The sequence below is a fragment of the Rickettsia endosymbiont of Ixodes scapularis genome (assembly GCF_000160735.1).
In the GTDB taxonomy this organism is placed as follows: Bacteria; Pseudomonadota; Alphaproteobacteria; order Rickettsiales; family Rickettsiaceae; genus Rickettsia; species Rickettsia tamurae.
Genome location: NZ_CM000773.1, coordinates 17,704 through 30,451 on the forward strand (window position 1 = coordinate 17,704; position 12,748 = coordinate 30,451).

Genomic DNA, 12,748 nt, shown 5'->3' on the forward strand with positions numbered 1-12,748 from the left:
AGGAATATCATGAAAGAAAAAAATGAATTTGAGAAGCATCAAGCGGCAAAAAAATACTATGATGCAGGGCAGGCTTTAGCCTTGCGTGGAAGGTATGAAGAGGCAATTAAGGAGTATAATAAAGCTATAAAGTTAAAACCTGATGAGGATGTTTTATACTATAAGAAAGGAAATAGTCTAGCATTCCTTGGAAGATATGAAGAGGCGATTGAATGCTACGATAAATCTATAAGCTTAAATCCTGAATATGCTGATGCGTACAATAATAAAGGAAATAGTTTCTTCGATCTTGAAAAATATGAAGAAGCATTAGTGGAATATGATAAGGCTATAGAATTAAAGCCGAATGATGCTTGCAGCTACTACAACAAGGGCAATAGTTTCTACAAACTTGGAAAATATGAAGAGGCAATTAAGGAGTATAATAAAGCTATAAAGTTAAAACCTGACTATGTTGAGAGCTATTATAATAAAGGAATTAGTCTATACAATATTGGGGAGTATGAGGAGTCAATAATAGCTTATGAAAAAGCTATCGAGTTAAAGCCTGATGATGCTGATATCTATAACAACAAAGGTACTAGTTTATTTAATCTTGGGCAATATGAAGAAGCAATTAAAGCGTATAATAAGGCTATAGAATTAAATCCGAATGATGCAGTAGTAATTAATAACAAAGGTACTAGTTTGAGTGATCTTGAAAAATATGAAGAAGCAATTAAGTGCTACAACCAGGCGATAGAATTAAATCCGAATGATGCTTGCAGCTACTACAACAAGGGCAATAGTTTCTACAAACTTGGAAAATATGAAGAGGCAATTAAGGAGTATAATAAAGCTATAAAGTTAAAACCTGACTATGTTGAGAGCTATTACAATAAAGGAATTAGTCTATACAATATTGGGGAGTATGAGGAGTCAATAATAGCTTATGAAAAAGCTATCGAGTTAAAGCCTGATGATGCTGACATCTATAACAATAAAGGTACTAGTTTATTTAATCTTGGGGAATATGAAGAAGCAATTAAAGCGTATAATAAGTCGATAGAATTAAAGCCTGATTTTGCGGTAGCAATTAATAACAGAACTATTGTCATTGAAAAGCTAGGAAGTGCAGGCGATGCAACACGAGATTAGTATTAAGCTTGAGCATTCTAGGTATGAAGCCGCTATTAGAAATTGTGAGAAATCTAAAGAGCTAGAGCCTCATGATAAAGCTATTTGCCTCCTATATCTTGGAAAATATGAAGAGGCCATTAACAATTTGAATAAGGCTATAGAGTTAAATCCTAATGCGGCATCAAGATACTACAACAAAGGTCAGTGTCTATATCGACTTAAAAGATTAGAGGAGGCAATTGAGGCTTACGACAATACAATAAGCTTAAGACCTCGTGACGCAAAATCCTATAATAATAAAGGCAAGTGTCTGTATGAGCTTGGAAGATTAGAGGAGGCAAGAATTGCTTTAGAAAAAGCGGTTAAATTACGTCCCTATTATGGTATTGCAAAACATAATAGAAATATCCTTATTCGTAAATTTGGCAAGCAATATAGAGCAAGAGTAGTGCTTTAAGTATTAATTGATGAAAATAGAGTTTTTTAGTTTTTCTTTTACAGATATAGTAGGGGAGTATGAGGGGGCAACCAGCCCCTCTCATATACTTTAATTAACAAACAATAAATAAGGAATAACAATGTTTAAAATAGAAAAAGCAGTAAGTAAAATATTAAAAAGTACGAGCAATATTAAGGCTTTAGCAGTTAGCAGTATTAAAGCAATAGATAAGTACCTAAATCCTAGTAAATCTGAAAGGTTTGAGGATGCAAGTCATGAGTTCATCTTTAAGAAGAAATTATCAGAATTTGTTGATGTTAAAGCGACAAATAGTTGTGGTGATTTTGGTGGGGTACAGAAAGAGGGCGCTATAGACTGGGTGGCTGTGAGGAAGTTAATCTATGCAAGATTTGCGGATGAGATAGGCAAGCAAGTAGTAGCACATACAAAAGCAGAAGCAGTCAAAGGGATTAGTGAAGAATTCGAAGGTTTAAGAGCCCAAGGCTATGATTTTAAAAGCGTAGCAAATCTAATTGAGCAAAAGAAAGGGGTAGTAGTTAATGACTGCGAGGCAGGTAAGAGCAGTAATATAAGTAGTGCAAGTTTAACAGAGCGTATGAAGAAATTATCGATATCAGGATATATATCACGCTATGCAGGTGATGATAATTTAAGGCAGGATATCGAAGACGTGATGCACAAGAAAGCATACGTCATGCAAGAATTAAGCTTAAGAGTATTGGAATTTCCAGCTTGTGAGTTTAAGTGTGATCAACTGAAGCAGGTAGATATTTTAGGAGACCACTAAACCTTACTGTAGGTTTATGGGTTTTAACCCATTTTTCAGCATAAATAATATTTTTAATGAATTGGATTTAAGAAAATGCAAAACAATCATAATACTGACGAAAAAAGTGCAGCTGAGTTATTAGAAGAATTTGAGCAAAAATATAATTATCGAGGTAGTAAAGAGGTAAATCATACTAAGACTGACAATAGTGATATTGGTATGCAAGAGCAAGTAACAGAAGAGACTACGGCACAAGATAGCGTATCATTTGGTATGAGTGGAGTAGGAATCAGTTTAAATTCTGAAGGAGTAGATCCAATTACGGAAAGCATACGCAAAGAGATACTGCAGAAGCAGAGAGAACAACTGCGGTTATATTTCAGTACAAGGCATCATGAGTTAGAGGAGCATACTTTAGATGATGAGAGATTTAAGAAGTTCTTGATGCATCTTAACAATGAGAGGCGTACGCTTGTAAGTAGTGCACTTGAAAACGAGAAAGTGAAAGCTGCAATGGAGGAAATAGAGATAGTAGGCTATAGAAATATTCACACAAGCTTTTCTGCTGAGCACTACCAAGGAGGCTTTAAGCCAATGGATTGGAGTGGGGTAGCTAGCATTAACACAAGGTCACAGATAATTCAAAATGGTGTTGGAGATGAGATATGTACCTTAAAGGAGCAAACACACACAACAAGTCCGCTAACGATCAGCAAGCAAGATGGTAGTACTGTAATAGTTAATTCTTACAGAACTATAGATTTTCCAGTAGAGCTGCACGAGCCGGCAAGCGGCACTATGCACTTGTCGCTAGTTGCAAGAGACAAGGACGGAAAAGCTCCATCACTTGAAAGGGCAGTATATTTTACAGCACATTACGAGGCAACACCAAAGCCAAATGGAGTACCAAAGCTTAAAGAGGTAAGTAGTCCGAAGCCCATTAAGTTTTTAGGTAGTAATAAAGAATCTATAGGATATATAGAGCATGGCGGGGAAATTTACACCTTGCCAGTAACGAAAGGCAAATATGAAGAGATGATGAAGGAGGTAGCAAAAAATCAAGGTCAAGCTGTAGATCTATCATTAGAAGTAGAGCCGCAAGCACAAGATTTGATCAGTAGTACGAAGCAACAAGGAGCAGAAATAACAAGAGTTACAGGAGAAGGGCTAGCTAAATCAGGATTAGCAGAGAAGTTAGACGAAGAGGCGATTAATAATGCTACTGACTCAAAGCTCGAGCAAATTAAGCACCATGAAGCACAGATTGCAAGATATAAAAAGATATTAGAAGAGCATATAGAGCCAGCACTTGAATGCCGAGACAAGGAAAGAGAGAAAATACTGCTATTAACTAAGAAATGTCTAACTGATCCTAAATACAAAGAGTTTGAGTCATATATCAAGAAAACAGCAGAGCAGCATATTGAGTTGCATCATGAGGCATATTTAAAAGAAGCAGATGGAGGCAAATCCTTAAAAGAGCTTACTGAAATCATGAAGAACATAGGCTATAAGAGTTTTGAGGAAGAAAATAGCAAGAATAATTCTAAGGGAGCATCAGGAAAAATTAAAGATGTACTAAAAGCAGGTGGCAAATTGGGGTTCAATATTGTGTTAGAAAGCTTAAAAGCTGGAGGGGTTGAGAATTATGTAAAGCAGAAAGCTATAGAAGAGTCAAAGAAAGTAGGTAGTTATATTGCGCATTGTGTAGCTGATCGGATCAAAGGCACACTATGTGGCAAGCAGTCTTACGCTAACGACAATGGTGTTTCTGCTAAAACCTTCAAGTCATGTGTAGTATCGGCAAGTCACAGCAAAAATAAATCTTCTGAGGTATTACGATGATATTACCAACGAAATTTATTGAGGAAGAAGATACGTTACTAAGAGTTGGTATTGACCTATTAAGTATTTTAGGCAAAGAGAGAAGAATTACTCATTTATGGGATCGTGCCAAAAATATACCTAGTATTGCAACATATGAACGCTTCATTTTAGGTTTAGATTTGTTGTTTTGTTTTGGACTAATAACGCCAGTTTAGGATAAGAGAGCAATAAAAACCTGATACTTACAGGCGATACAAGGCATTAGTCATTAATTTTTTGTTATAAAACGATATATTGCACAAAAAAGTAATAATTTAAACTAGTAAGAAACTAATAAACCCTATCTATATGCTGTATACAAGGCTATTCCTAGATTCCCTTATCCTAAATTAGCGTTAATAGATATGGAAGAAAATTTAATTGTGAGCAAGAAGCTATGCTAAGAACGAATGATACAATTAACTCTAATGTAGAAGTATTAAAGGCAAAGAAAGAAGCATTAGAGTCCCAAATAGAAAGAGATAAAAAAGAACTATCTAAGTTCAAAGTACACGCTCAGTACAAGGAACTTCAAGAAGAGGCGGACGAATGTACACGCATCATGCACTCGGCAGTAAACAAAAAAGCAATTCTCCAGCAGTATTTAGAAAGCTCAATGCAGTCAGTAGAATACAAAAAACCTCCAGCTGACACTGAATTAGATTATTTATACGAACAATTAGGGGTACATTTTAGTCAAAATGTAAAGAAAACGCTTCAAGAAGTAAGAACATTCCACGAAAAAATAGTAAAAGACAGAGAACGCTTCTTAAGAGCCGATACGGTATCACTCCGTAACAGAATAGAAGATTTAGATACTACAATTAGAAATGCAGACGACAAAAGATCAGAAATAATGACAACACTAAAAGATCATGGAGCATTAGAGGAGTTTTACAAACTACAAGCAAGGTTGCTTGCTAAACAACAAAAACTATCTGAAATATTAGAAAAGTTAAGAAGTGAATAGGCTTAGATGTAAGACACTAGATATAGTTTAATCTGTAAACGGATGAAATACTAACATTATAAAACAACTAAAAGATAAACACTTTGGTTAACAATATTATATTGTGTTATTTTTGCAAAGAAAAGCCCTAAAACCTTATAATAAAAAGCTTTTTATGTAAAAAAACTATTGCATGTTAAGAGTAGATATATTACTATAGTTAATAAGAAAAAAAGTAAATAAAATATAACCAATAATTTAATTTATAGAATAATTGATATTATCATGAAATATGGAAACTATTATTTGACTTATCAGTTTAGTTGTGTTTAATATTTAAGTATATGATTAAAAAAATTAAGAAAAAACGAAATAAAGATTTATGAAGATGATGAAGAATTAAAAAGAAGAGTTTTATTTATCTCTTAAGTAAGTAGCAAAGTTTGACGACTAATACTTACTTAAGAGTCACAAAATCGCTAAAAATGCGAACATTTTTAACAACCATTGAGGTAGTCTCATGCTAAACCAAACAAATCAAAAAATCAAGCTCTTTGAGCATCAATTAAACCATCAAACAACAACAAGCAATACAAAACCACCCTATCCAGAAGATGAAAGTAGTTATTTAGCACTACTATATCCAACTTGTTACGTATTTTGTGTAATTAAAATCATTCAACATTAATGAATAATCAATCAAAACAACAGGAGTAAAATTAATATGAGAACCAAAGAAGTAATGAATAGCATTAAAAACCAATCTAACAAAATAAAATATACCGCAATAGTAGGTGTTGCATTATTAATAGCCGTAGATGCGAACGCAGCATGGGATTTAAGTAAGCAGATTGGAGATAGCATAATCACACCCGTAGCTAAGGCATTTAAAGATTGGGTTTCAGTGATTATTGGTATAGCAGCAGGAGGAGGTTTAGCACTTGGTACGCAAGGTGACTTAAGAGAGAGATCGAAAGTAGCTGGTATTGGCTTTTTAGGAGGATACGGCGTAATAGAAGTTATTAAAGCCATGAGCGGTATCTAAGCGCAATATAACAGTACCAAGAGTAAATAAGCCATGACCAAAGTAAGATTCAATGAATGTTTAAACAAAGAGACGCGATTTTTTAATATATCAATTGGAGTAATTATTGGTAGTTGTACGGCAGGTATTACTGTTTGGGCGTTAAAGAACTTATTTTTTGGTGTAGCTGCTAGCGTTGTTGGTGCGGTATTAGGTAGTTTTTTAATGAAGGAGTATAGACTTGGCAATATTCAAAAGAGCTTGTATTGGCGATGGCTTGGTGCAAGAGTTTTTCTTGGCAAGCATATACCTTTATCATACCAACGTAGAATATTTTAAAAAGGTTAAAGAGCTAGAATTCAAGAGTAAATAACAAAAATATTAACACTAACATTTATAAGTAAATAAATAATAACCATGCAAGAAAAAATATTAAGCGATCAAGCAAAGATGCTTACTAAGCAAAGAGGTTTATTTTTAATTTTAACCTTGATGCTTAGTTTCATTTGCTGTGGCTTAACATTAAAGCTAATTACCACTCGAGATAAGACAATATTAGTTCCTGGTCTTTCGCAAGAAGTATGGCTAGGGCAGGGGAGGGTATCAGAGAGTTATATAGAAGAGGTAAGTTTAATGTATTTATCAATGCTGCTTGATTTGAACAAAGACGTAGTAGGCTATAAGGAAGCTTTAATCAGTAAATATATAAGCCACAGCAGCAGCAAATATATGAAAGAGATCAGACAGTATTTCTCGCACGTTAAGGAGCAATATAAGCAGTTTGGTTTATCTACCTATTTTGCAGTTAAATCTTTAGAAGTTAATTCATCAGATAATAGTGTGATTGCTAAAGGAGTGTTAACTACGAAGTTTGGGGATCACGGCATTGACGTTAAAGAGACTTCATATTTTTTAAGTTATGATTTAGTAGGCAGTACTCTTAGATTAAAGGAATTTCATCATATTGAAAGTGAAGAAGAGCTTAAGAAAAAAGAGGCGTTAGTAAAAGAGGAAGAGGAGCATATGCATAAGATAGAAGAAATGGTCAATCAGAGAGGTGGACATTATGAGAATAATTAGAGCAATAATACTATACACATGTACTATTTTAATGAGCAGCACCTCATTTGCAGAACAAACATATTGTTTAAAACAAGGAAGTAGAATTAAGGCAGTAATTAGCAAGGACCATTTAAACAGAATATGGTTTTCAGGAAAGTCTATTATTGAAGTGATAGGCGATAGCACAAAATACAAGATATTGCAAGATGCTGTAGGTAAGAACCTATTTATTACGCCTCTTGCAGCTATTGGTGAAGATATAGAAATGTCGGTTATAGATGCAGGAGGTCGCACCATTGATCTTAGTTTAAGAGTAGCTGGTAGCACAGGACAGATAATCTTTATAGAAGAGAAGAAAAATTGTTATGAGAAAAATACTGATAATCAAGAAATAGCAAGATTAATGCGATATATGAACTCTGATAAGCCTGATAAATACATTGTAGATCCAAGCAAGAGAGAGATTCATGCATTAGAATCTCAAGGACTAAAAATAAGACAAGATATGTCATATAGATATGGTCCTTATGTCGGAGCAAAACTTACTATTACTAACATTTCATCTGGGATATTTAAAAAGGGCAAAGATATAGAGCTTACTGATTGTATGTTAAATCAGATATTTGAAGGTGAGCATGTAATGATCAGGAAAAATTGTAGCATATTACGTCCTGGTCGTAATTGCTGCGTGTTAATTGCCTTGAAGGAGGTTGAGAGTGATTAATTTAAAAGAAATATTTAAAAATCTCAGAAAGCAAAGATCAAATTTAACATCATCTGAAAGTGAGCTAATAGAAAACATAAGCGTTAGTACGTACCGCAGAGCACAAGAGAGAAGATGGTTATATATATGCTTAATAATTTTTGGTGTGCTTGGCGTTGCTATGAAATTGCAAAGCGGAAGTAGTAGTAAGATTAAGCATGAGGAAAAAATCAAGGATGTGGGACGTAATATTGGCACCTCGTATGATGCGATGGATGGCAACAAGATATGGCAAAATCACTTTGAAGATAAACTTCGTAATAGTCAGCATGAGTTACAAGAAAAAGTAGAAAAAGTCATACATGATATGCGTGCTAAGGAAGAGGAGCAGCGTAAGCATCGGGATCAAGAGATGCAAAAAATGGCTGAACAATTAAAATTTGCTCAAGATGAATTAAGAAGTGCAGCACTTGAGCTTAAAAGAGTCAGTGATATTGCTGAGAGTAACAAATACGAACAAGAGGCGATAATTAGAGGAGGAGAGGTTAGCTCAATTAAGATTGGCAGTAATGTGCAATGGGACAAGCCAAAAGACATACGTGATTATATACCGGAGACTAGTTTTGTAAGTGGTTATACTTTAGGAGGCATTGTAACTTCTACTGGGATTAATACGGCCAGTGAAAACGCAACACCGGTAGTAATAAGACTTAGTAACAGAGGCAATTTACCAAAGAATATTAATGTAGATATTAGTAAATGTAGAGTGCAAGGTAGCAGTTACGGGGATCTCTCTAGTGAAAGAGTAATTATTCGTGCTGAGAAATTAATCTGTATTGACCCCAAAACAGAGTTAGTAACTACCAGTGACGTTATAGGTGTAGTACATGGCGATGATGGTATGAATGGTATTAAGGGTAAGGTAATTGCTACAAGTAGTAAGCATATTAAAAATGCTTTTATTGGCTCAATGTTAAGTGGTCTTGCATCAAGTAGTAAAGGGATTGAAGGATTAACTCTCACATCACTTGGAGCTGTAAACACAAAGCGTCAAGGCTTTAAGGATGTAGCAGGTCAAGGACTTTTAAATGGTGGAAGTAATGCAGGTGAGAAGATAGCAGATTACTATTTAAGACTTGCTGAGCAGATGTCGCCAGTACTTACCGTTCCTGGTGGCGTTAAGGTGGATGTTATATTTACTAAAGGATTTTTCTTAGGCGAAGTTGGCATGCAGCAGAAAATTGCCAAAGCCCGCAAGATTAATAAGCAAGTACAGGCGGAGGATTATGAAGAATATTAAAAAACTAGTAAAAAACATTAAGTTAGGATCAATGTTATTAATTGCGTTCAGCATTAGCGGATGCTCTACATATAGCAGTCATTTTGGTTGTCCAGATGCAAGGGGACTGAATTGCATGCCAGTAAGTCTAGTTAACGCACAAATAGATAGTGGGCAGATTGAAAGAGTTGTAAAGCAAAAGAAGAGATGCAAGGGCGGTAAATGCTATACGCAGGATCAAAATGATATGAAGCCAGAATTAAAACTTGAGGATTTAAGGTAAGAGATGGTACTTGGAAGGTTGATAGAGAAAGTAGAAGATTATTGCGGTTTTGCGTCAAGCGCGATGAAGGAAACTTCAACAAAGCGTTTGAACCAGCATCTTGAGAATAATTTTTTAGGAGCAGTGCCACTAAAAGATTTTCTGCATTATAAAAGCTATGTAGCTGGTATTGGCATATTTTTTAACGATGATGGGATTGCTGGTTTTCTGACAGAAATTTCAATGAGAGTAGGTAGCAATGAGCTACTTGAGAAGAACTTAAATCTTTTTTTCAATAATGAGATTCCTGAAGGGGTTTACATGCAGTTTTTAGTAGTAGGCAGTAATAATATTGAAGACAAGTTTAGTTTATGGAAGAAGGGAAGAATAGCTCATAATGATCCTATGTTAGATAGAATTACAAAATATCGTGAGGCTTTTTTAAGAGAGAGAGCAAGAGATATAGGTAATAGTGATGGACGCATAGGAAGAGATTGGAAAACTTATGTTAGTTGTAGCATGCGAGGTGTTGACGGCAATAACTCTAAATTAGAGTTACTCGTTAAGTTTAAAGAAAAGCTACTTAAGAAATTTATATCAATTAAGCTCAATACTCGTAGCTGCGATGTTGCTGATTTAAAATATCTTGTTAATGACTTGGTTAATATGCAGCTTACGCCTTTATCATCACAAGAGCGAGTGGACACGAACAGCTCTGATAATAGCAGTCATACAAAAAATAATGCTAATAAGCATAATTTACTCGATCGTTTATCGGATCAGATATTGGAAGGGATTAACGAGGCAAGCATTACTGAAGAAGAGATCAAGCATTTAAAAACTGATTTAGTGACAAGAGGATATTATCTCAAGAAATTACCTGAGAGTTTTGGGATTAACGATATGGTATCGCTTCTTGGACCTGATCTTGAAGGAGGATTCCCTGCAAGATTAATAATAAGTTACAGTATAGCCAATAATATTAATAAGGCAGATGAAGGAAAGATAATTTCAGAAGGTCTTCGTAGTATTCATGCATCAGAGAAATGGTACACAAGACATGACATTAGTCTGCAAAATGAAGCGAAGTGGTGGAAAGTCTTAATTGATCGCAATAAGAATGGTGAGAAATTTTTAACTGAGAATTTTCAAATATTTATCACAACTACAAAAAATGCTGTGGAAATAGCGGAGGAAAAGCTACTTAGCCATTATAACAGTTTAGATTTTCAATTAGCACGAAATGACAAGTTACATCTTGTAGGCCTATTATCGATACTGCCAATGCAGCAAGCAGCGTTTTGGAAATCTTTAAAATTCTTTCAATTAGTAAAAAACGTACCTGCAAGTGAGGTAGTTGCTAAATTACCGATTCATGGGGAATGGAAAGGTATTAATAGAAGCGGTGTATTATTACTTGGTCGTAAAGGTGAGATGTTTAACTGGAATCCATTTTATAGGGTAGGGGGAGCTGGTAACTATAATGTATGTGTTATGGCTCCATCAGGTAGTGGTAAATCGTTTTTTCTGCAGGAGCTGGCAACGAGTTTAGTGACGCAAAATGTACAAGTATTTGTACTAGATATTGGAGCATCTTATCAAAATATTGCGGAAGGCTTGAATAATAGTGAGTTCTTAAGATTTAACGCACTAAATGATTTATCACTTAATCCATTCCACGGGATTATAGGTAGCGGAGCTGTATATTTAGAGGCTCAAAAGTTAAAGCGGGAAGGTAAAAGCAAAGATGCAATAATGCAGCGTACTGGTTTAACTTCCGAAGGGTTAGAAATATTATTTTCAGACAATAATAAACAAGAAATAGCAGAGAATGAGACTATAGAGGTTTTAAAGATTGGTGAGCATTTTGTAACCAAAGATGCGGTTATTTATGCCAAGACTACAATAGCTACGATGTGCGGTGTGAGCGGTGATAATACCAAAGAAGCAATTATTGAAAAAGGCTTAAATGAAGGAATAAAGCAGTACGGCGACTGTCTTAATTTAGATAAATATGCAAGAGTTTTAGAAGAGATGGAAAATGGTATGGGCAGAGAGCTTGCAATATCTTTATATCCATATACTTCAAGCGGAGTCCATGGCAGATATTTTAGGCAAGGTAAGAATGCTAAATTTAATTCCCCTTTAACTATATTTGAATTCGAAGAAATAAAAGGGGACGAGGTATTCTTATCGGTCATTTTAGGAATCGTATTAATGCAAATCACAATGCAATTTCTATGTGGAGATCGTAGTAAAAGATTTGTATTAATTGTCGATGAGGCATGGAGAATTATTGACCACAGTGTTGGTTTTTTAGAAGCATTTGCACGAACTGTCAGAAAATACGGTGGTAGTTTAATAACTTGCGTTCAGGAGTTTAAAGATTTTGATAATGGACCGAAGCACCAAGCAATTTTAAATAATAGTAGCTGGACAGCGGTGTTGCGTCAAGAGCCAGCGGGGATTGGTCAAATGCGTCATTCTGAGAAATTCAAGAATTGCACGTCATTAATCGAGACTATTACCAAAGATCCAGAAAATAAATATTCTGAGATCATGCTCATGGGTAGTAACCTACGTGTTATAGGAAGGTTGGTAGTAGATCCATATAGTGAATGCTTGTATTCGACTGAGAGTGAGGATTACGGGTTTTTACATCAATGCAAGAATAACGGATTAGATAAGGATACAGCTATTAGGGAACTTATCAAAAGAAAGGGCAAGAAACTACCAGAATTTAAGATAGAGTATGAACAAGTGGCGTACAGAAGCACAATAGAGGAGATTATTTTAACATGAATCAGAATCAGATATCAAATAACGAGCCTCAGCAATCAACTCAAGGAGAGATATTACGTGCTGAGGTACACAAGCCTCAAATCAGTAGAACAGTGATTATAATATTGTTTTTGATATTTCTCATAGGTTATTGCTGTGGCCATATTTGTTCTCGCATGTTTAATAATCCTCTAGAGAAAATGCAAATATTATATGTATCACGTAGTGAGATCATGGATTTAGAAAAAGCAAGAGTTGAGCATAGCCAAGATTCTGAAGGTCGAATGTTTTTTGGTGAGATTAATAAGGCAATCAGTTTAATTAGAGAAGAATCTATGAAGCATGAGAATAATTATAACCGAGTGATATTCGTAGGAGATGATTATGTTGAAGGGAGAAATACTCACTCTATTAGCAAAGAAGTATATGAAAAAGTAATACATAGATTAAAGAAGCCAAAGGATAGCTTATAGT

The 12,748-nt window shown here is 34.9% G+C and carries 13 protein-coding genes and 1 pseudogene; all 14 read left to right on the top strand.

The features are described 5' to 3' along the window. The first annotated feature begins 9 nt into the window (after positions 1 to 9). The gene (locus REIS_RS09940) at positions 10 to 1,137 is read left to right on the top strand and encodes a tetratricopeptide repeat protein (RefSeq protein WP_008581546.1); all 1,128 of its coding nucleotides are present in this window, start codon (positions 10 to 12) and stop codon (positions 1,135 to 1,137) included. Then, positions 1,121 to 1,576: a tetratricopeptide repeat protein gene (locus REIS_RS09945; RefSeq protein ID WP_008581547.1), complete on the top strand. Its 456-nt coding sequence runs from the start codon at positions 1,121 to 1,123 to the stop codon at positions 1,574 to 1,576. The genes REIS_RS09940 and REIS_RS09945 overlap by 17 nt, the downstream gene beginning before the upstream one ends. A gap of 121 nt (positions 1,577 to 1,697) precedes the next feature. Further along, on the top strand, positions 1,698 to 2,366 hold the full coding sequence (locus REIS_RS09950; RefSeq protein WP_008581548.1) for a hypothetical protein: 669 nt from the start codon (positions 1,698 to 1,700) through the stop codon (positions 2,364 to 2,366). 75 nt (positions 2,367 to 2,441) lie between these two features. Next, positions 2,442 to 3,506 (top strand): annotated as a pseudogene (locus tag REIS_RS17800) (Sca4 family spreading effector); the annotation flags it as partial. 683 nt (positions 3,507 to 4,189) lie between these two features. Further along, complete coding sequence (locus tag REIS_RS09960) at positions 4,190 to 4,390, top strand: ABC-three component system middle component 6 (RefSeq protein ID WP_037214629.1); 201 nt, start codon at positions 4,190 to 4,192, stop codon at positions 4,388 to 4,390. A gap of 221 nt (positions 4,391 to 4,611) precedes the next feature. After that, positions 4,612 to 5,184, top strand: coding sequence for an ABC-three component system protein (locus tag REIS_RS09965; RefSeq protein ID WP_008581552.1), 573 nt, complete (start codon positions 4,612 to 4,614; stop codon positions 5,182 to 5,184). 703 nt (positions 5,185 to 5,887) lie between these two features. Further along, positions 5,888 to 6,208, top strand: coding sequence for a hypothetical protein (locus tag REIS_RS09970; protein ID WP_037214628.1), 321 nt, complete (start codon positions 5,888 to 5,890; stop codon positions 6,206 to 6,208). Positions 6,209 to 6,241: 33 nt separating this feature from the next. Continuing rightward, positions 6,242 to 6,526 (top strand): lipoprotein, encoded by a 285-nt coding sequence (locus REIS_RS09975; protein WP_008581555.1) that lies wholly within the window; start codon positions 6,242 to 6,244, stop codon positions 6,524 to 6,526. Positions 6,527 to 6,604: 78 nt separating this feature from the next. Continuing rightward, positions 6,605 to 7,267, top strand: a complete 663-nt coding sequence (locus REIS_RS09980) for a TraE/TraK family type IV conjugative transfer system protein (RefSeq protein ID WP_008581557.1) — start codon at positions 6,605 to 6,607, stop codon at positions 7,265 to 7,267. Next, positions 7,254 to 7,973 carry a type-F conjugative transfer system secretin TraK gene (locus REIS_RS09985; protein ID WP_008581560.1) on the top strand — a complete coding sequence of 240 codons (720 nt, stop codon included), beginning with the start codon at positions 7,254 to 7,256 and terminating at the stop codon, positions 7,971 to 7,973. Before REIS_RS09980 ends, REIS_RS09985 begins: the two co-directional genes overlap by 14 nt. Further along, positions 7,966 to 9,252, top strand: coding sequence for a TraB/VirB10 family protein (locus REIS_RS09990; protein ID WP_008581561.1), 1,287 nt, complete (start codon positions 7,966 to 7,968; stop codon positions 9,250 to 9,252). Before REIS_RS09985 ends, REIS_RS09990 begins: the two co-directional genes overlap by 8 nt. A 115-nt stretch (positions 9,253 to 9,367) precedes the next feature. Next, positions 9,368 to 9,514 (top strand): hypothetical protein, encoded by a 147-nt coding sequence (locus REIS_RS15175; protein WP_206740595.1) that lies wholly within the window; start codon positions 9,368 to 9,370, stop codon positions 9,512 to 9,514. 63 nt (positions 9,515 to 9,577) lie between these two features. Beyond that, positions 9,578 to 12,295 carry a TraC family protein gene (locus tag REIS_RS10000; protein WP_206740596.1) on the top strand — a complete coding sequence of 906 codons (2,718 nt, stop codon included), beginning with the start codon at positions 9,578 to 9,580 and terminating at the stop codon, positions 12,293 to 12,295. Beyond that, complete coding sequence (locus REIS_RS10005) at positions 12,292 to 12,747, top strand: hypothetical protein (protein WP_008581568.1); 456 nt, start codon at positions 12,292 to 12,294, stop codon at positions 12,745 to 12,747. Before REIS_RS10000 ends, REIS_RS10005 begins: the two co-directional genes overlap by 4 nt. Position 12,748 lies beyond the last annotated feature (1 nt).